Origin of the sequence: Streptococcus sp. (genome assembly GCF_019414905.1) — a bacterium.
Classification (GTDB): domain Bacteria; phylum Bacillota; class Bacilli; order Lactobacillales; family Streptococcaceae; genus Streptococcus.
Genome location: NZ_DXLC01000270.1, coordinates 1 through 16433, shown reverse-complemented (window position 1 = coordinate 16433; position 16433 = coordinate 1). Strand labels below are relative to the sequence as shown.

Sequence of the window (16433 nt, the reverse complement as noted above, 5' to 3'; positions counted from 1 at the left end):
AATCAGCTACTCGTACAGGTGCACAAGTTGCGGGTCCAATCCCACTTCCAACTGAACGTAGCCTCTACACAATCATTCGTGCGACTCACAAATACAAAGACTCTCGCGAACAATTTGAAATGCGTACACACAAACGTTTGATCGATATCGTTAACCCAACTCAAAAAACAGTTGACGCTTTGATGAAATTGGATCTTCCAAGTGGTGTAAACGTAGAAATCAAACTTTAATCTAAAGCTTGATCAAGAGCATAAAAAACGCTCGTTAAAAACTTTTTGAATAAAAAACTATAGAAAAGGAACTATTTTCTCATGACAAAAGGAATCTTAGGGAAAAAAGTGGGAATGACTCAAATCTTCACTGAAGCTGGCGAATTGATCCCTGTAACAGTTATTGAAGCAACTCCAAACGTTGTTCTTCAAGTTAAAACTGTTGAAACAGACGGATACAACGCTATCCAAGTTGGTTTCGATGACAAACGCGAAGTATTGAGCAACAAACCTGCTAAAGGACATGTAGCGAAAGCTAACACGGCTCCTAAGCGCTTCATTCGTGAATTCAAAAACGTTGAAGGCTTGGAAGTTGGTGCTGAAATTACAGTTGAAACATTCGCAGCTGGAGACGTTGTTGACGTAACTGGTACTTCTAAAGGTAAAGGTTTCCAAGGTGTTATCAAACGCCACGGACAATCACGTGGACCAATGGCTCACGGTTCTCGTTACCACCGTCGTCCAGGTTCTATGGGACCTGTTGCACCTAACCGCGTATTCAAAGGTAAAAACCTTGCAGGACGTATGGGTGGCGACCGCGTAACAATTCAAAACCTTGAAGTTGTACAAGTTGTTCCAGAAAAGAACGTTATCCTTATCAAAGGTAACGTACCAGGTGCTAAGAAATCTCTTATCACTATCAAATCAGCAGTTAAAGCTGGTAAATAATAAGGAAAGGGGAATACAGTCAAAATGGCAAATGTAACATTATTCGACCAAACTGGTAAACAAGCGGGCGAAGTTGTTCTTAACGATGCAATCTTTGGTATCGAACCAAACCAATCTGTTGTGTTTGATGTGATCATCAGCCAACGTGCTAGCCTTCGTCAAGGAACTCACGCAGTTAAAAACCGCTCAGCTGTTTCAGGTGGTGGACGCAAACCATGGCGTCAAAAAGGAACTGGACGTGCTCGTCAAGGTTCTATCCGCTCTCCACAATGGCGTGGTGGTGGAATCGTCTTCGGACCAACTCCACGTAGCTATGCGTACAAACTTCCTCAAAAAGTTCGTCGCCTTGCACTTAAATCTGTTTACTCAGAAAAAGTTGCTGAAAACAAATTTGTAGCCGTTGATTCTCTTGAATTTACAGCTCCAAAAACTGCTGAATTTGCAAAAGTTCTTGCAGCTTTGAGCATCGATTCTAAAGTCCTTGTTATTCTTGAAGAAGGAAACGAATTCGCAGCTCTTTCAGCTCGTAACCTTCCAAACGTGAAAGTTGCGACTGCTACAACTGCAAGTGTTCTTGACATCGCAAATAGTGACAAACTTCTTGTTACTCAAGCAGCTATCTCTAAAATCGAGGAGGTTCTTGCATAATGAATTTGTATGATGTTATCAAAAAACCTGTTATCACTGAAAGCTCAATGGCTCAACTTGAAGCAGGAAAATATGTATTTGAAGTTGACACTCGTGCACACAAGCTTTTGATCAAGCAAGCTGTTGAAGCTGCTTTCGAAGGTGTTAAAGTTGCTAATGTTAACACAATCAACGTAAAACCAAAAGCTAAACGTGTTGGACGTTACACTGGTTTTACTAACAAAACTAAAAAAGCTATCATCACACTTACAGCTGATTCTAAAGCAATCGAGTTGTTTGCTGCTGAAGCTGAATAATCTAAGGAGGAAATATCGTGGGAATTCGTGTTTATAAACCAACAACAAACGGTCGCCGTAATATGACTTCTTTGGATTTCGCTGAAATCACAACAAGCACTCCTGAAAAATCATTGCTTGTTGCATTGAAGAGCAAGGCTGGTCGTAACAACAACGGTCGTATCACAGTTCGTCACCAAGGTGGTGGACACAAACGTTTCTACCGTTTGGTTGACTTCAAACGTAACAAAGACAACGTTGAAGCAGTTGTTAAAACAATCGAGTACGATCCAAACCGTTCTGCAAACATCGCTCTTGTACACTACACTGACGGTGTGAAAGCGTACATCATCGCTCCAAAAGGTCTTGAAGTTGGTCAACGTATCGTTTCAGGGCCAGAAGCAGATATCAAAGTCGGAAACGCTCTTCCACTTGCTAACATCCCAGTTGGTACTTTGATCCACAACATCGAGTTGAAACCAGGTCGTGGTGGTGAATTGGTACGTGCTGCTGGTGCATCTGCTCAAGTATTGGGTTCTGAAGGTAAATACGTTCTTGTTCGTCTTCAATCAGGTGAAGTTCGTATGATTCTTGGAACTTGCCGTGCTACAGTTGGTGTTGTCGGAAACGAACAACATGGACTTGTAAACCTTGGTAAAGCAGGACGTAGCCGTTGGAAAGGTATCCGCCCAACAGTTCGTGGTTCTGTAATGAACCCTAACGATCACCCACACGGTGGTGGTGAAGGTAAAGCACCAGTTGGTCGTAAAGCACCATCTACTCCATGGGGCAAACCTGCTCTTGGTCTTAAAACTCGTAACAAGAAAGCGAAATCTGACAAACTTATCGTTCGTCGTCGCAACGAGAAATAATATTAAACTAGTCGCTTAAGTAACTAGTAAATCCGCCAGCTCGGTAGCGCTCCATAGGAGCGCAAGCCGCTGTGGTACAACATTTAAAGGAGAAAATATAAAAATGGGACGCAGTCTTAAAAAAGGACCTTTCGTCGATGAGCATTTGATGAAAAAAGTTGAAGCTCAAGCTAACGACGAAAAGAAAAAAGTTATTAAAACTTGGTCACGTCGTTCAACGATCTTCCCAAGTTTCATTGGTTATACTATTGCAGTTTATGACGGACGTAAACACGTACCTGTTTACATTCAAGAAGACATGGTAGGTCACAAACTTGGTGAATTTGCACCAACTCGTACTTACAAAGGTCACGCTGCAGACGACAAGAAAACACGTAGAAAATAAGGAGAACATAAATGGCAGAAATTACTTCAGCTAAAGCAATGGCTCGTACAGTACGTGTTTCACCTCGTAAATCACGTCTTGTTCTTGATAACATCCGTGGTAAAAGCGTAGCCGATGCAATCGCAATCTTGACATTCACTCCAAACAAAGCTGCTGAAATCATCTTGAAAGTTTTGAACTCAGCTGTAGCTAACGCTGAAAACAACTTTGGTTTGGATAAAGCTAACTTGGTAGTATCTGAAGCATTCGCAAACGAAGGACCAACTATGAAACGTTTCCGTCCACGTGCGAAAGGTTCAGCTTCACCAATCAACAAACGTACAGCTCACATCACTGTAGCTGTTGCAGAAAAATAAGGAGGTAAAATCGTGGGTCAAAAAGTACATCCAATTGGTATGCGTGTCGGCATCATCCGTGATTGGGATGCCAAATGGTATGCTGAAAAAGAATACGCGGATTACCTTCATGAAGATCTTGCAATCCGTAAATTCGTTCAAAAAGAACTTGCTGACGCAGCAGTTTCAACTATTGAAATCGAACGCGCAGTAAACAAAGTTAACGTTTCACTTCACACTGCTAAACCAGGTATGGTTATCGGTAAAGGTGGTGCTAACGTTGATGCACTCCGTGCAAAACTTAACAAATTGACTGGAAAACAAGTACACATCAACATCATCGAAATCAAACAACCTGATTTGGATGCTCACCTTGTTGGTGAAGGAATTGCTCGTCAATTGGAGCAACGTGTTGCTTTCCGTCGTGCACAAAAACAAGCAATCCAACGTGCTATGCGTGCTGGAGCTAAAGGAATTAAAACTCAAGTATCAGGTCGTTTGAACGGTGCAGATATTGCCCGTGCTGAAGGATACTCTGAAGGAACAGTTCCGCTTCACACACTTCGTGCAGATATCGATTACGCTTGGGAAGAAGCAGATACTACATACGGTAAACTTGGTGTTAAAGTATGGATCTACCGTGGTGAAGTTCTTCCAGCTCGTAAAAACACTAAAGGAGGTAAATAACCAATGTTAGTACCTAAACGTGTTAAACACCGTCGTGAATTCCGTGGTAAAATGCGCGGTGAAGCTAAAGGTGGGAAAGAAGTAGCATTCGGTGAATACGGTCTTCAAGCTACAACTAGCCACTGGATCACTAACCGCCAAATCGAGGCTGCTCGTATCGCCATGACTCGTTACATGAAACGTGGTGGTAAAGTTTGGATTAAAATCTTCCCACACAAATCTTACACAGCTAAAGCTATCGGGGTTCGTATGGGATCTGGTAAAGGGGCACCTGAAGGTTGGGTAGCACCAGTTAAACGTGGTAAAGTGATGTTCGAAATCGCTGGTGTATCTGAAGAGATTGCACGCGAAGCGCTTCGTCTTGCTAGCCACAAATTGCCAGTTAAATGTAAATTCGTAAAACGTGAAGCAGAATAAGGAGAAGGCATGAAACTTAATGAAGTAAAAGAATTTGTTAAAGAACTTCGTGGTCTTTCTCAAGAAGAACTCGCGAAGCGCGAAAACGAATTGAAAAAAGAATTGTTTGAACTTCGTTTCCAAGCTGCTACTGGTCAATTGGAACAAACAGCTCGCTTGAAAGAAGTTAAAAAACAAATCGCTCGTATCAAAACAGTTCAATCTGAAGCGAAATAATAGACTAGGGAAGGAGAAATTTCAATGGAACGCAATAATCGTAAAGTTCTTGTTGGACGTGTTGTATCTGACAAAATGGACAAAACAATCACAGTTGTAGTTGAAACAAAACGTAACCACCCAGTCTATGGTAAACGTATTAACTACTCTAAAAAATACAAAGCTCATGATGAAAACAATGTTGCCAAAGAAGGCGATATCGTACGTATCATGGAAACTCGTCCGCTTTCAGCTACAAAACGTTTCCGTCTTGTAGAAGTTGTTGAAGAAGCGGTCATCATCTAATCAAACCTGAAAGGAGAAAACTGAAATGATTCAAACAGAAACTCGTTTGAAAGTCGCAGACAACAGCGGTGCTCGCGAAATCTTGACTATCAAAGTTCTTGGTGGTTCAGGACGTAAATTTGCAAACATCGGTGATGTTATCGTGGCATCTGTAAAACAAGCTACTCCTGGTGGTGCGGTTAAAAAAGGTGACGTTGTTAAAGCAGTTATCGTTCGTACTAAATCAGGTGCTCGTCGTGCTGATGGTTCATACATCAAATTTGACGAAAACGCAGCAGTTATCATCCGTGAAGACAAAACTCCTCGCGGAACACGTATCTTTGGCCCAGTTGCACGTGAATTGCGTGAAGGTGGCTTCATGAAGATCGTGTCACTTGCTCCAGAAGTACTTTAATTTTTAGAAACAAACTAGTCCCCTAGCTTCAAGCTAGGGTGCCCTTATGGGCGTAAGAAAAATCAAGGAGAAACCTAATGTTTGTAAAAAAAGGCGACAAAGTTCGCGTAATCGCTGGTAAAGATAAGGGAACAGAAGCTGTTGTCCTTACTGCCCTTCCAAAAGTAAACAAAGTTATCGTTGAAGGTGTTAACATCGTTAAGAAACACCAACGTCCAACTAACGAGCTTCCTCAAGGTGGTATCATCGAGAAAGAAGCAGCTATCCACGTATCAAACGTTCAAGTTTTGGACAAAAATGGTGTAGCTGGTCGTGTTGGTTACAAATTTGTAGACGGTAAAAAAGTTCGCTACAACAAAAAATCAGGCGAAGTGCTTGATTAATCACGAAGGAAAGGAGAAGTATAATGGCAAATCGTTTAAAAGAAAAATATCTTAATGAAGTAGTTCCTGCTTTGACAGAACAATTCAACTACTCATCAGTGATGGCTGTGCCTAAAGTAGATAAGATCGTTTTGAACATGGGTGTTGGTGAAGCTGTATCAAACGCCAAAAGCCTTGAAAAAGCTGCTGAAGAATTAGCACTTATCTCAGGTCAAAAACCACTTATCACTAAAGCTAAAAAATCAATCGCCGGCTTCCGTCTTCGTGAAGGTGTAGCGATCGGTGCAAAAGTTACCCTTCGTGGTGAACGTATGTACGAATTCTTGGATAAATTGGTTTCAGTTTCACTTCCACGTGTACGTGACTTCCACGGTGTTCCAACAAAATCATTTGATGGACGCGGAAACTACACACTTGGTGTGAAAGAACAATTGATCTTCCCAGAAATCAACTTCGATGATGTTGACAAAACTCGTGGTCTTGACATCGTTATCGTAACAACTGCTAACACTGACGAAGAGTCACGTGCATTGCTTACAGGCCTTGGAATGCCTTTTGCAAAATAATATAGGAGGTATAACTAATGGCTAAAAAATCTATGATTGCTAAGAACAAACGCCCAGCGAAGTTCTCTACTCAAGCATACACTCGCTGTGAACGTTGTGGACGTCCACACTCAGTTTACCGCAAGTTTAAACTTTGCCGTGTTTGCTTCCGTGAATTGGCATATAAAGGTCAAATCCCTGGTGTAACAAAAGCATCTTGGTAATTTAAGATATCAAGGGCGTCAAAACTCTAAGTGAAAATAGGAACTTGACGAAAAAACTGAAGTTTCTAGGAAAGTTTATCTTTTTCACACAGAGTTTAGCCCAGGTTCAGTTGGGGTTTCCAATTTGAACACGAGCTACAGCTTTGGCAAAAAAGACCAATTTTCTTTGGAGCATCGCTCCTGCATCAAATTGCCTATTTTTGCTCGTGCTGTTACGCTCTTTGTATCATGTATTAACTAGCAAGTGCAACTTGCAAACTACTAGTAAGAGGAGAAAAACAAAATGGTTATGACTGACCCAATCGCAGACTTCCTAACTCGTATTCGTAACGCTAACCAAGCTAAACACGAAGTACTTGAAGTACCTGCATCAAATATCAAAAAAGGGATTGCTGAAATCCTTAAACGCGAAGGTTTTGTTAAGAACGTAGAAATCATCGAAGATGACAAACAAGGCATCATCCGTGTATTCCTTAAATACGGACCAAACGGTGAAAAAGTTATCACTAACTTAAAACGTGTTTCTAAACCAGGACTTCGTGTCTACAAAAAACGTGAAGACCTTCCAAAAGTTCTTAACGGACTTGGAATTGCTATCCTTTCAACTTCTGAAGGTTTGCTTACTGATAAAGAAGCACGCCAAAAGAATGTTGGTGGTGAGGTTATCGCTTACGTTTGGTAATATTTAGCTCCCAATTTCTTTGTGACTCTTCGTTATCGTCTCTTGCCTAACCCAAAGTTAAGCCTGCGAGACGATGCCTAGATTCACTTTGAAATTGAAACCTAAATGTTCCTTTAAATCGAGAAATCGATTGAACCCCGTGAAAACTGGCCGTTTTGGCCTGACAATTTAACAGGAGAAAATAAACATGTCACGTATTGGTAATAAAGTTATCGTGTTGCCTGCTGGTGTTGAACTCACTAACAATGACAACGTTGTAACTGTAAAAGGACCTAAAGGAGAACTTACTCGTGAGTTCTCAAAAGATATTGAAATCCGTGTGGAAGGTACTGAAGTAACTCTTCACCGTCCAAACGATTCAAAAGAAATGAAAACTATCCACGGAACTACTCGTGCCCTTTTGAACAACATGGTTGTTGGTGTATCAGAAGGATTCAAGAAAGAACTTGAAATGCGTGGGGTTGGTTACCGTGCACAACTTCAAGGATCTAAACTTGTTTTGGCTGTTGGTAAATCTCATCCAGATGAAGTTGAAGCTCCAGAAGGAATTACTTTTGAACTTCCAAACCCAACAACAATCGTTGTTAGCGGAATTTCAAAAGAAGTAGTTGGTCAAACAGCTGCTTACGTACGTAGCCTTCGTTCACCAGAACCATATAAAGGTAAAGGTATCCGTTACGTTGGTGAATTCGTTCGCCGTAAAGAAGGTAAAACAGGTAAATAATGTTGAGTGGTTGATTTTCAACTACCAACCTATTTTCCAACTTTGTGCATAGCACACGATTTAAAACTAAAGAGGTGAAAACTGTGATTTCAAAACCAGATAAAAACAAACTCCGCCAAAAACGCCACCGTCGCGTTCGCGGAAAACTCTCTGGAACTGCTGATCGCCCACGTTTGAACGTATTCCGTTCTAATACAGGCATCTACGCTCAAGTGATTGATGACGTAGCGGGTGTAACGCTCGCAAGTGCTTCAACTCTTGACAAAGAAGTTTCAAAAGGAACTAAAACTGAACAAGCCGTTGCTGTCGGTAAACTCGTTGCAGAACGTGCAAACGCTAAAGGTATTTCAGAAGTGGTGTTCGACCGCGGTGGATATCTATATCACGGACGTGTGAAAGCTTTGGCTGATGCAGCTCGTGAAAACGGATTGAAATTCTAATAGGAGGACACTAGAAAATGGCATTTAAAGACAATGCAGTTGAATTAGAAGAACGCGTAGTTGCTGTCAACCGTGTTACAAAAGTTGTTAAAGGTGGACGTCGTCTTCGTTTCGCAGCTCTTGTTGTTGTTGGTGACCACAACGGTCGCGTAGGATTTGGTACTGGTAAAGCTCAAGAAGTTCCAGAAGCAATCCGTAAAGCAGTAGATGATGCTAAGAAAAACTTGATCGAAGTTCCTATGGTTGGAACAACAATCCCACACGAAGTTCTTTCAGAATTCGGTGGAGCTAAAGTATTGTTGAAACCTGCTGTAGAAGGTTCTGGAGTTGCCGCTGGTGGTGCAGTTCGTGCCGTTGTGGAATTGGCAGGTGTGGCAGATATTACATCTAAATCACTTGGTTCTAACACTCCAATCAACATTGTTCGTGCAACTGTTGAAGGTTTGAAACAATTGAAACGCGCTGAAGAAGTTGCTGCCCTTCGTGGTATTTCAGTTTCTGATTTGGCATAAGAAAGGGGATAAAATGGCTCAAATTAAAATTACTTTGACTAAGTCTCCAATCGGACGCATTCCATCACAACGTAAAACTGTTGTAGCACTTGGACTTGGCAAATTGAACAGCTCTGTTATTAAAGAAGATAACGCTGCTATCCGTGGTATGATCACAGCAGTATCTCACTTGGTAACAGTTGAAGAAGTAAACTAATGAATTTTTAGGGGATGTGCACTATACCATCCCCTAAAACTAGATATAGTCATCTATGATGACGTCGTATAGGCGAGTTGATGGGGGAGACAACCTTTTCTCCCTTATCGGCGCTAGCATTTTACAAAAGAGGAGAAAATAAAAATGAAACTTCATGAATTGAAACCTGCAGAAGGTTCTCGTAAAGTACGTAACCGCGTTGGTCGTGGTACTTCATCAGGTAACGGTAAAACATCTGGTCGTGGTCAAAAAGGTCAAAAAGCTCGTAGCGGTGGCGGAGTTCGCCTTGGTTTTGAAGGTGGACAAACTCCATTGTTCCGTCGTCTTCCAAAACGTGGATTCACTAACATCAACGCTAAAGAATACGCAATTGTGAACCTTGACCAATTGAACGTCTTTGAAGATGGTGCTGAAGTTACTCCAGTTGTTCTTATCGAAGCAGGAATTGTTAAAGCTGAAAAATCAGGTATTAAAATTCTTGGTAACGGTGAGTTGACTAAGAAATTGACTGTGAAAGCAGCTAAATTCTCTAAATCAGCTGAAGAAGCTATCACTGCTAAAGGTGGTTCAGTAGAAGTCATCTAAGAGAGGTGACCTATGTTTTTTAAATTATTAAGAGAAGCTCTTAAAGTCAAGCAGGTTCGATCAAAAATTTTATTTACAATTTTTATCGTTTTGGTCTTTCGTATCGGAACTAGCATTACAGTTCCCGGTGTGAATGCCAATAGCTTGAATGCTTTAAGTGGATTATCCTTCTTAAACATGTTGAGCTTGGTGTCAGGGAATGCCATGAAAAACTTTTCAGTTTTTGCTCTTGGTGTTAGTCCCTACATTACGGCCTCTATCGTTGTCCAACTCTTGCAAATGGATATTTTACCCAAGTTTGTAGAGTGGGGTAAACAAGGGGAAGTAGGTCGAAGAAAATTGAATCAAGCTACTCGTTATATTGCTCTAGTTCTCGCTTTTGTGCAATCTATCGGGATCACAGCTGGTTTTAATACTTTGGCTGGAGCTCAATTGTTGAAAACAGCTCTTACTCCACAAGTCTTTATCATGATTGGTATCATCTTAACAGCTGGTAGCATGATTGTTACTTGGTTGGGGGAGCAAATTACAGATAAGGGATACGGAAATGGTGTTTCTATGATCATCTTTGCCGGGATTGTTTCCTCAATCCCAGAGATGATTCAGGGCATCTATGTGGACTACTTTGTGAACGTCCCAAGTAGCCGTATCAACTCATCTATCATTTTCGTAATCATTTTGATTATTACTGTATTGTTGATCATTTACTTTACAACTTATGTTCAACAAGCAGAATACAAAATTCCAATCCAATATACTAAGGTTGCACAAGGTGCTCCATCTAGCTCTTACCTTCCTTTGAAGGTCAACCCTGCTGGAGTTATCCCTGTTATCTTCGCAAGTTCGATTACTGCGGCGCCAGCAGCTATTCTACAGTTTTTAAGCGCTACAGGTCATGATTGGGCTTGGGTAAGAACAGCACAAGAAATGCTGGCAACAACTTCACCAACTGGTATCGCCATGTATGCTTTATTGATTATTCTCTTTACATTCTTCTATACGTTTGTACAGATTAATCCTGAAAAAGCGGCAGAGAACCTACAAAAGAGCGGTGCCTATATCCACGGAGTTCGTCCTGGTAAAGGTACAGAAGAATATATGTCTAAACTTCTTCGTCGTCTTGCAACAGTTGGTTCCCTCTTCCTTGGTGTGATTTCTATTTTACCGATTGTAGCAAAAGATGTTTTCGGACTTTCAGAAGCAGTTGCTTTTGGAGGAACTAGTCTTTTGATCATTATCTCTACAGGTATTGAAGGAATCAAACAATTGGAAGGTTACCTATTGAAACGTAAGTATGTTGGTTTCATGGACAGAACAGAATAAAAGTATTTACGGAATCAGTAAATGCTGAGGGAGTGGAGGTTTGACTCTGGCATTAGTGAGAGTTTGGTCTCCCCTCTTCTATTTTGTTTTTAAATAGGGGTGAAAAGACTTTTTGCTTCTATTTAAAAATAAAATAAGGAGATCAGATCATGAATCTTTTGATTATGGGCTTACCTGGTGCAGGTAAGGGAACTCAAGCAGCAAAAATCGTAGAACAATTCCATGTTGCACATATCTCAACAGGTGATATGTTCCGCGCTGCTATGGCAAATCAAACTGAAATGGGTGTTCTTGCTAAGTCATACATTGACAAGGGTGAATTGGTTCCTGACGAAGTTACAAATGGAATCGTAAAAGAACGTCTTTCACAAGATGATATTAAAGAAACAGGATTCTTGTTGGATGGTTACCCACGTACAATTGAACAAGCTTATGCTTTGGACAAAACATTGGCTGAACTTGGCATTGAACTAGAAGGTGTTATCAATATTGAAGTGAATCCTGACAGTCTCTTGGAACGTTTGAGTGGTCGTATCATCCATCGCGTAACTGGAGAAACTTTCCACAAGGTCTTTAACCCACCAGTTGACTATAAAGAAGAAGATTACTACCAACGTGAAGATGATAAGCCTGAGACAGTAAAACGTCGTTTGGATGTGAATATTGCTCAAGGGGAGCCAATCATTGCTCACTACCGTGCCAAAGGTTTGGTTCATGACATCGAAGGTAATCAAGATATCAATGATGTCTTCTCAGATATCGAAAAAGTATTGACAAATTTGAAATAAAGCGCTTTTCACACTTGCAAAAATCAGCTACAAATGTTATACTGAAATAGTCTGACTTATAATTGTTGTCTCTGTGTCTAGAGGCATCGAATCGAAATTTATGGAGGTACTTTTGCGTGGCAAAAGACGATGTGATTGAAGTTGAAGGTAAAGTAGTTGATACTATGCCGAATGCAATGTTTACGGTTGAACTTGAAAATGGACATCAGATTTTAGCAACAGTTTCTGGTAAAATTCGTAAAAACTATATTCGTATTTTAGCGGGAGATCGTGTTACTGTCGAAATGAGTCCATATGACTTGACACGTGGACGTATCACTTACCGCTTTAAATAATCGAAAAACTTGGAGGGATAAGAAATGAAAGTAAGACCATCGGTCAAACCAATTTGCGAATACTGTAAAGTAATTCGTCGTAATGGTCGTGTTATGGTAATTTGCCCAGCAAATCCAAAACACAAACAACGTCAAGGATAAGATAGAAAGGAGAAAACATGGCTCGTATTGCTGGAGTTGACATTCCAAATGACAAACGCGTAGTAATCTCATTGACTTATGTTTATGGTATCGGACTTGCAACATCTAAGAAAATTTTGGCTGCTGCTGGAATCTCAGAAGATGTTCGTGTACGTGATCTTACATCAGATCAAGAAGATGCTATCCGTCGTGAAGTGGATGCAATCAAAGTTGAAGGTGACCTTCGTCGTGAAGTAAACTTGAACATCAAACGTTTGATGGAAATCGGTTCATACCGTGGTATCCGTCACCGTCGTGGACTTCCTGTCCGTGGACAAAACACTAAAAACAACGCTCGCACTCGTAAAGGTAAAGCTGTTGCGATCGCTGGTAAGAAAAAATAATATAGGAGGTAAAAGTCTTGGCTAAACCAACACGTAAACGTCGTGTGAAAAAGAATATCGAATCTGGTATTGCTCATATTCACGCTACATTTAATAACACTATTGTTATGATTACTGATGTGCATGGTAATGCAATTGCTTGGTCATCAGCTGGTGCTCTTGGTTTCAAAGGTTCTCGTAAATCTACACCATTCGCTGCTCAAATGGCTTCTGAAGCTGCTGCTAAATCTGCACAAGAACACGGTCTTAAATCAGTTGAAGTTACTGTAAAAGGTCCAGGTTCTGGTCGTGAGTCAGCTATTCGTGCGCTTGCTGCCGCTGGTCTTGAAGTAACAGCAATTCGTGATGTGACTCCAGTGCCACACAATGGTGCTCGTCCTCCAAAACGTCGCCGTGTATAATCATCGCATTACACTGCTTTTCGTTTAAGAGGGAGTAACTAAATGATTGAGTTTGAAAAACCAAATATAACAAAAATTGATGAAAATAAAGATTATGGCAAGTTTGTAATCGAACCACTTGAACGTGGCTACGGTACAACTCTTGGTAACTCTCTTCGTCGTGTACTTCTAGCTTCTCTACCAGGAGCAGCTGTGACATCTATTAACATTGATGGTGTGTTACATGAGTTTGACACAGTTCCAGGTGTTCGTGAAGACGTGATGCAAATCATTCTGAACATTAAAGGAATTGCAGTGAAATCGTACGTTGAAGACGAAAAAATCATCGAACTGGATGTTGAAGGTCCTGCTGAAGTAACAGCTGGTGACATTTTGACAGATAGCGATATTGAAATTGTAAATCCAGATCATTATCTCTTTACAATCGGTGAAGGTTCTTCTCTAAAAGCGACTATGACTGTTAACAGTGGTCGTGGATATGTACCTGCAGATGAAAATAAAAAGGATAATGCACCAGTTGGGACACTTGCTGTAGATTCTATTTATACACCAGTTACCAAAGTCAACTATCAAGTTGAACCTGCTCGTGTAGGTAGCAATGATGGATTTGACAAACTAACCCTTGAAATCTTGACAAATGGAACAATTATTCCAGAAGATGCTTTAGGGCTTTCAGCACGTATTTTGACAGAACATCTTGATTTGTTTACAAATCTTACTGAGATTGCTAAGTCAACTGAAGTGATGAAAGAAGCTGATACTGAATCTGACGACCGTATTTTGGATCGTACGATTGAGGAACTGGACTTGTCTGTGCGTTCATACAACTGTTTGAAACGTGCCGGTATCAATACTGTGCATGATTTGACAGAAAAATCTGAAGCAGAGATGATGAAAGTACGAAATCTTGGACGCAAGAGTTTGGAAGAAGTGAAACTCAAACTCATTGATTTGGGTCTTGGATTAAAAGATAAATAAAGGAGGAATACATGGCTTACCGTAAACTAGGACGCACTAGCTCACAACGTAAAGCAATGCTTCGCGATTTGACAACTGACCTTTTGATCAACGAATCAATCGTGACAACTGAAGCTCGTGCTAAAGAAATCCGTAAAACTGTTGAAAAAATGATTACTCTAGGTAAACGTGGTGATTTACATGCACGTCGTCAAGCAGCTGCTTTCGTGCGTAATGAAATCGCATCTGAAAACTATGATGAAGCAACTGATAAGTACACTTCTACTACAGCACTTCAAAAATTGTTCTCAGAAATCGCACCTCGTTATGCTGAACGTAACGGTGGATACACTCGTATCCTTAAAACTGAACCACGTCGTGGTGATGCAGCGCCAATGGCGATCATCGAATTAGTATAAAATCATCAATTTTGTTGAGTGTTATGATGATGGAGTCTTGTGCTCTTAGTCTAGCTCTGGTCTACCGCTAGGATTTCGGTCCTAGCGGGAACACTCATCATAAGTTGGGATAGTAGACGCTTGTTTACGAAATTGTTTTTTTCTTAAGAACAACTTCGTAAGCAGGCGTTTTTGAGTATTTTAGTTAGAATTATGCTATACTATTTGAAAAGAATCCTGTTTAATGTTCAGGTTTCCTATTAAAAGAAGAATTGGAGTTTGCTTATGAAAGCGATTATAACTGTTGTTGGTAAAGATAAATCTGGAATTGTTGCAGGTGTTTCTGGTAAAATTGCAGAATTAGGTTTGAATATCGATGATATCTCTCAAACTGTCTTGGATGAATATTTCACAATGATGGCTGTCGTCTCTAATGATGAAAAGCAAGATTTTACCTATCTTCGTAAAGAGTTTGAAGCCTTTGGGGAAACTTTGAATGTAAAAATCAATATTCAGAGTGCTGCCATTTTCGAAGCTATGTATAATATCTAGGAGGTTATCATGGATATTAGACAAGTTACTGAAACCATCGCCATGATTGAGGAGCAGAACTTCGATATCAGAACTATTACAATGGGAATTTCCCTTTTGGACTGTATTGATCCAGATATCAATCGGGCTGCGGAGAAAATTTATCAAAAGATTACGAGCAAGGCAGCTAATTTAGTGGCTGTTGGCGATGAGATTGCAGCTGAGTTGGGAATTCCTATCGTTAATAAGCGTGTATCGGTGACTCCTATTTCTCTGATTGGAGCAGCGACAGATGCGACAGACTATGTGGTTCTGGCAAAAGCACTTGATAAGGCTGCGAAAGAGATTGGTGTGGACTTTATTGGTGGTTTTTCAGCCTTGGTACAAAAGGGTTATCAAAAGGGAGATGAGATTCTTATCAATTCTATTCCTCGCGCTTTGGCTGAAACGGACAAAGTCTGCTCTTCAGTCAATATCGGTTCAACCAAGTCTGGTATTAATATGACGGCTGTGGCAGATATGGGACGAGTTATCAAGGAAACAGCAACTCTATCTGATATGGGGGCAGCTAAGTTGGTTGTATTCGCTAATGCTGTTGAGGACAATCCGTTTATGGCGGGTGCCTTCCACGGTGTTGGGGAAGCTGATGTTATCATCAATGTCGGAGTTTCTGGTCCTGGTGTGGTGAAACGTGCCTTGGAAAAAGTTCGTGGACAGAGCTTTGATGTAGTAGCAGAAACAGTCAAGAAGACTGCCTTCAAAATCACTCGTATCGGTCAATTGGTTGGTCAGATGGCTAGTGAAAGACTGGGTGTGGAGTTTGGTATTGTGGACTTGAGTTTGGCGCCAACTCCTGCGGTTGGAGATTCTGTTGCACGTGTCCTTGAGGAAATGGGGCTAGAAACAGTTGGAACACACGGGACGACGGCTGCCTTGGCTCTCTTGAATGACCAAGTTAAGAAGGGCGGAGTTATGGCCTGCAACCAAGTTGGTGGTTTGTCTGGTGCCTTTATCCCTGTTTCAGAGGATGAAGGAATGATTGCTGCAGTGCAAAATGGCTCTCTTAATCTAGAAAAACTAGAAGCTATGACGGCTATCTGTTCCGTTGGCTTGGATATGATTGCCATTCCGGAGGATACACCTGCTGAAACCATTGCGGCTATGATTGCAGATGAAGCGGCAATTGGTGTCATTAACATGAAAACAACAGCTGTTCGTATTATTCCAAAAGGAAAAGAAGGCGATATGATTGAATTTGGTGGCCTATTAGGAACTGCGCCTGTTATGAAGGTCAATGGGGCTTCGTCTTTCGATTTCATCTCTCGTGGAGGACAAATCCCAGCACCAATTCATAGTTTTAAAAATTAAGAAAATAGGAGAAATTTTAAGTTCTATTTAAGGTTAGGTGTGTATACTATAATCATTAAATAAAG

At 40.9% G+C, this 16433-nt stretch carries 31 protein-coding genes; all 31 read left to right on the top strand.

Annotation, left to right across the window (positions count from 1 at the left end):
- The coding region (gene rpsJ / locus QZ359_RS08290) for a 30S ribosomal protein S10 (RefSeq protein WP_293965613.1) at positions 1–230 on the top strand (230 nt) is incomplete at its 5' end.
- An 81-nt stretch (positions 231–311) separates the two neighbouring features.
- On the top strand, positions 312–938 hold the full coding sequence (gene rplC, locus QZ359_RS08285) for a 50S ribosomal protein L3 (protein WP_000160197.1): 627 nt from the start codon (positions 312–314) through the stop codon (positions 936–938).
- 24 nt (positions 939–962) lie between these two features.
- Positions 963–1586: a 50S ribosomal protein L4 gene (gene rplD / locus QZ359_RS08280; RefSeq protein WP_000024549.1), complete on the top strand. Its 624-nt coding sequence runs from the start codon at positions 963–965 to the stop codon at positions 1584–1586.
- Entirely contained in the window at positions 1586–1882 is a 297-nt protein-coding gene (locus QZ359_RS08275; RefSeq protein ID WP_001055347.1) for a 50S ribosomal protein L23, read from the top strand. The genes rplD and QZ359_RS08275 overlap by 1 nt, the downstream gene beginning before the upstream one ends.
- 17 nt (positions 1883–1899) lie before the next feature.
- Positions 1900–2733: a 50S ribosomal protein L2 gene (gene rplB, locus QZ359_RS08270; RefSeq protein ID WP_000512911.1), complete on the top strand. Its 834-nt coding sequence runs from the start codon at positions 1900–1902 to the stop codon at positions 2731–2733.
- Between the two features lie 103 nt (positions 2734–2836).
- Positions 2837–3118: a 30S ribosomal protein S19 gene (gene rpsS / locus QZ359_RS08265; protein ID WP_000533766.1), complete on the top strand. Its 282-nt coding sequence runs from the start codon at positions 2837–2839 to the stop codon at positions 3116–3118.
- A gap of 11 nt (positions 3119–3129) precedes the next feature.
- A complete protein-coding gene (gene rplV, locus QZ359_RS08260; protein WP_000818137.1) occupies positions 3130–3474 on the top strand; it encodes a 50S ribosomal protein L22 in 345 nt (114 codons plus the stop codon).
- 12 nt (positions 3475–3486) lie between these two features.
- Positions 3487–4140 (top strand): 30S ribosomal protein S3, encoded by a 654-nt coding sequence (gene rpsC / locus QZ359_RS08255; RefSeq protein WP_000529936.1) that lies wholly within the window; start codon positions 3487–3489, stop codon positions 4138–4140.
- Positions 4141–4143: 3 nt separating this feature from the next.
- The gene (gene rplP / locus QZ359_RS08250) at positions 4144–4557 is read left to right on the top strand and encodes a 50S ribosomal protein L16 (RefSeq protein ID WP_000960946.1); all 414 of its coding nucleotides are present in this window, start codon (positions 4144–4146) and stop codon (positions 4555–4557) included.
- Between the two features lie 9 nt (positions 4558–4566).
- Positions 4567–4773, top strand: coding sequence for a 50S ribosomal protein L29 (rpmC, locus tag QZ359_RS08245; protein WP_000772918.1), 207 nt, complete (start codon positions 4567–4569; stop codon positions 4771–4773).
- A gap of 24 nt (positions 4774–4797) precedes the next feature.
- Positions 4798–5058 (top strand): 30S ribosomal protein S17, encoded by a 261-nt coding sequence (rpsQ, locus tag QZ359_RS08240; RefSeq protein ID WP_000440801.1) that lies wholly within the window; start codon positions 4798–4800, stop codon positions 5056–5058.
- 25 nt (positions 5059–5083) lie between these two features.
- Complete coding sequence (gene rplN / locus QZ359_RS08235) at positions 5084–5452, top strand: 50S ribosomal protein L14 (RefSeq protein ID WP_000616545.1); 369 nt, start codon at positions 5084–5086, stop codon at positions 5450–5452.
- 77 nt (positions 5453–5529) lie between these two features.
- On the top strand, positions 5530–5835 hold the full coding sequence (gene rplX, locus QZ359_RS08230) for a 50S ribosomal protein L24 (protein WP_000497691.1): 306 nt from the start codon (positions 5530–5532) through the stop codon (positions 5833–5835).
- A 23-nt stretch (positions 5836–5858) separates the two neighbouring features.
- Positions 5859–6401, top strand: a complete 543-nt coding sequence (gene rplE / locus QZ359_RS08225) for a 50S ribosomal protein L5 (protein WP_000013542.1) — start codon at positions 5859–5861, stop codon at positions 6399–6401.
- A gap of 17 nt (positions 6402–6418) precedes the next feature.
- Entirely contained in the window at positions 6419–6604 is a 186-nt protein-coding gene (locus QZ359_RS08220) for a type Z 30S ribosomal protein S14 (protein ID WP_001085699.1), read from the top strand.
- 283 nt (positions 6605–6887) lie between these two features.
- Complete coding sequence (gene rpsH, locus QZ359_RS08215; protein ID WP_000245504.1) at positions 6888–7286, top strand: 30S ribosomal protein S8; 399 nt, start codon at positions 6888–6890, stop codon at positions 7284–7286.
- A 187-nt stretch (positions 7287–7473) separates the two neighbouring features.
- Positions 7474–8010 carry a 50S ribosomal protein L6 gene (rplF, locus tag QZ359_RS08210; protein ID WP_000086640.1) on the top strand — a complete coding sequence of 179 codons (537 nt, stop codon included), beginning with the start codon at positions 7474–7476 and terminating at the stop codon, positions 8008–8010.
- Between the two features lie 83 nt (positions 8011–8093).
- The gene (rplR, locus tag QZ359_RS08205; RefSeq protein ID WP_000624044.1) at positions 8094–8450 is read left to right on the top strand and encodes a 50S ribosomal protein L18; all 357 of its coding nucleotides are present in this window, start codon (positions 8094–8096) and stop codon (positions 8448–8450) included.
- A 17-nt stretch (positions 8451–8467) separates the two neighbouring features.
- Complete coding sequence (gene rpsE / locus QZ359_RS08200; RefSeq protein WP_000874202.1) at positions 8468–8962, top strand: 30S ribosomal protein S5; 495 nt, start codon at positions 8468–8470, stop codon at positions 8960–8962.
- 13 nt (positions 8963–8975) lie between these two features.
- Positions 8976–9158 (top strand): 50S ribosomal protein L30, encoded by a 183-nt coding sequence (rpmD, locus tag QZ359_RS08195; protein WP_000057241.1) that lies wholly within the window; start codon positions 8976–8978, stop codon positions 9156–9158.
- A gap of 144 nt (positions 9159–9302) precedes the next feature.
- Positions 9303–9743 carry a 50S ribosomal protein L15 gene (gene rplO, locus QZ359_RS08190; protein WP_000766087.1) on the top strand — a complete coding sequence of 147 codons (441 nt, stop codon included), beginning with the start codon at positions 9303–9305 and terminating at the stop codon, positions 9741–9743.
- 12 nt (positions 9744–9755) lie between these two features.
- Complete coding sequence (gene secY, locus QZ359_RS08185) at positions 9756–11066, top strand: preprotein translocase subunit SecY (protein WP_000465404.1); 1311 nt, start codon at positions 9756–9758, stop codon at positions 11064–11066.
- A gap of 149 nt (positions 11067–11215) precedes the next feature.
- The gene (locus tag QZ359_RS08180) at positions 11216–11854 is read left to right on the top strand and encodes an adenylate kinase (RefSeq protein WP_001050445.1); all 639 of its coding nucleotides are present in this window, start codon (positions 11216–11218) and stop codon (positions 11852–11854) included.
- Between the two features lie 116 nt (positions 11855–11970).
- Positions 11971–12189, top strand: coding sequence for a translation initiation factor IF-1 (gene infA, locus QZ359_RS08175; protein ID WP_001029883.1), 219 nt, complete (start codon positions 11971–11973; stop codon positions 12187–12189).
- Between the two features lie 24 nt (positions 12190–12213).
- Positions 12214–12330, top strand: coding sequence for a 50S ribosomal protein L36 (gene rpmJ / locus QZ359_RS08170; protein WP_001808836.1), 117 nt, complete (start codon positions 12214–12216; stop codon positions 12328–12330).
- 17 nt (positions 12331–12347) lie between these two features.
- A complete protein-coding gene (rpsM, locus tag QZ359_RS08165) occupies positions 12348–12713 on the top strand; it encodes a 30S ribosomal protein S13 (RefSeq protein ID WP_000090781.1) in 366 nt (121 codons plus the stop codon).
- A 17-nt stretch (positions 12714–12730) separates the two neighbouring features.
- Positions 12731–13114, top strand: coding sequence for a 30S ribosomal protein S11 (rpsK, locus tag QZ359_RS08160; protein ID WP_001118385.1), 384 nt, complete (start codon positions 12731–12733; stop codon positions 13112–13114).
- 42 nt (positions 13115–13156) lie between these two features.
- A complete protein-coding gene (locus QZ359_RS08155) occupies positions 13157–14092 on the top strand; it encodes a DNA-directed RNA polymerase subunit alpha (RefSeq protein ID WP_000568988.1) in 936 nt (311 codons plus the stop codon).
- Between the two features lie 11 nt (positions 14093–14103).
- Complete coding sequence (gene rplQ / locus QZ359_RS08150; RefSeq protein ID WP_000331493.1) at positions 14104–14490, top strand: 50S ribosomal protein L17; 387 nt, start codon at positions 14104–14106, stop codon at positions 14488–14490.
- A gap of 264 nt (positions 14491–14754) precedes the next feature.
- Positions 14755–15021, top strand: a complete 267-nt coding sequence (locus tag QZ359_RS08145; RefSeq protein ID WP_000644118.1) for an ACT domain-containing protein — start codon at positions 14755–14757, stop codon at positions 15019–15021.
- A gap of 9 nt (positions 15022–15030) precedes the next feature.
- Entirely contained in the window at positions 15031–16368 is a 1338-nt protein-coding gene (locus tag QZ359_RS08140) for a PFL family protein (protein ID WP_293965384.1), read from the top strand.
- Positions 16369–16433 lie beyond the last annotated feature (65 nt).

Excerpts from the sequence above, each read along its gene's own strand:
- rplC (WP_000160197.1), top strand. The coding sequence starts at position 312 with ATGACAAAAGGAATCTTAGGGAAAAAAGTGGGAATGACTCAAATCTTC.
- rplD (WP_000024549.1), top strand. The coding sequence starts at position 963 with ATGGCAAATGTAACATTATTCGACCAAACTGGTAAACAAGCGGGCGAA.
- QZ359_RS08275 (WP_001055347.1), top strand. The coding sequence starts at position 1,586 with ATGAATTTGTATGATGTTATCAAAAAACCTGTTATCACTGAAAGCTCA.
- rpsS (WP_000533766.1), top strand. The coding sequence starts at position 2,837 with ATGGGACGCAGTCTTAAAAAAGGACCTTTCGTCGATGAGCATTTGATG.
- rplV (WP_000818137.1), top strand. The coding sequence starts at position 3,130 with ATGGCAGAAATTACTTCAGCTAAAGCAATGGCTCGTACAGTACGTGTT.
- rplP (WP_000960946.1), top strand. The coding sequence starts at position 4,144 with ATGTTAGTACCTAAACGTGTTAAACACCGTCGTGAATTCCGTGGTAAA.
- rpmC (WP_000772918.1), top strand. The coding sequence starts at position 4,567 with ATGAAACTTAATGAAGTAAAAGAATTTGTTAAAGAACTTCGTGGTCTT.
- rpsQ (WP_000440801.1), top strand. The coding sequence starts at position 4,798 with ATGGAACGCAATAATCGTAAAGTTCTTGTTGGACGTGTTGTATCTGAC.
- rplN (WP_000616545.1), top strand. The coding sequence starts at position 5,084 with ATGATTCAAACAGAAACTCGTTTGAAAGTCGCAGACAACAGCGGTGCT.
- rplX (WP_000497691.1), top strand. The coding sequence starts at position 5,530 with ATGTTTGTAAAAAAAGGCGACAAAGTTCGCGTAATCGCTGGTAAAGAT.
- rplE (WP_000013542.1), top strand. The coding sequence starts at position 5,859 with ATGGCAAATCGTTTAAAAGAAAAATATCTTAATGAAGTAGTTCCTGCT.
- QZ359_RS08220 (WP_001085699.1), top strand. The coding sequence starts at position 6,419 with ATGGCTAAAAAATCTATGATTGCTAAGAACAAACGCCCAGCGAAGTTC.
- rpsH (WP_000245504.1), top strand. The coding sequence starts at position 6,888 with ATGGTTATGACTGACCCAATCGCAGACTTCCTAACTCGTATTCGTAAC.
- rplF (WP_000086640.1), top strand. The coding sequence starts at position 7,474 with ATGTCACGTATTGGTAATAAAGTTATCGTGTTGCCTGCTGGTGTTGAA.
- rpsE (WP_000874202.1), top strand. The coding sequence starts at position 8,468 with ATGGCATTTAAAGACAATGCAGTTGAATTAGAAGAACGCGTAGTTGCT.
- rpmD (WP_000057241.1), top strand. The coding sequence starts at position 8,976 with ATGGCTCAAATTAAAATTACTTTGACTAAGTCTCCAATCGGACGCATT.
- rplO (WP_000766087.1), top strand. The coding sequence starts at position 9,303 with ATGAAACTTCATGAATTGAAACCTGCAGAAGGTTCTCGTAAAGTACGT.
- secY (WP_000465404.1), top strand. The coding sequence starts at position 9,756 with ATGTTTTTTAAATTATTAAGAGAAGCTCTTAAAGTCAAGCAGGTTCGA.
- QZ359_RS08180 (WP_001050445.1), top strand. The coding sequence starts at position 11,216 with ATGAATCTTTTGATTATGGGCTTACCTGGTGCAGGTAAGGGAACTCAA.
- rpmJ (WP_001808836.1), top strand. The coding sequence starts at position 12,214 with ATGAAAGTAAGACCATCGGTCAAACCAATTTGCGAATACTGTAAAGTA.
- rpsM (WP_000090781.1), top strand. The coding sequence starts at position 12,348 with ATGGCTCGTATTGCTGGAGTTGACATTCCAAATGACAAACGCGTAGTA.
- QZ359_RS08155 (WP_000568988.1), top strand. The coding sequence starts at position 13,157 with ATGATTGAGTTTGAAAAACCAAATATAACAAAAATTGATGAAAATAAA.
- rplQ (WP_000331493.1), top strand. The coding sequence starts at position 14,104 with ATGGCTTACCGTAAACTAGGACGCACTAGCTCACAACGTAAAGCAATG.
- QZ359_RS08145 (WP_000644118.1), top strand. The coding sequence starts at position 14,755 with ATGAAAGCGATTATAACTGTTGTTGGTAAAGATAAATCTGGAATTGTT.
- QZ359_RS08140 (WP_293965384.1), top strand. The coding sequence starts at position 15,031 with ATGGATATTAGACAAGTTACTGAAACCATCGCCATGATTGAGGAGCAG.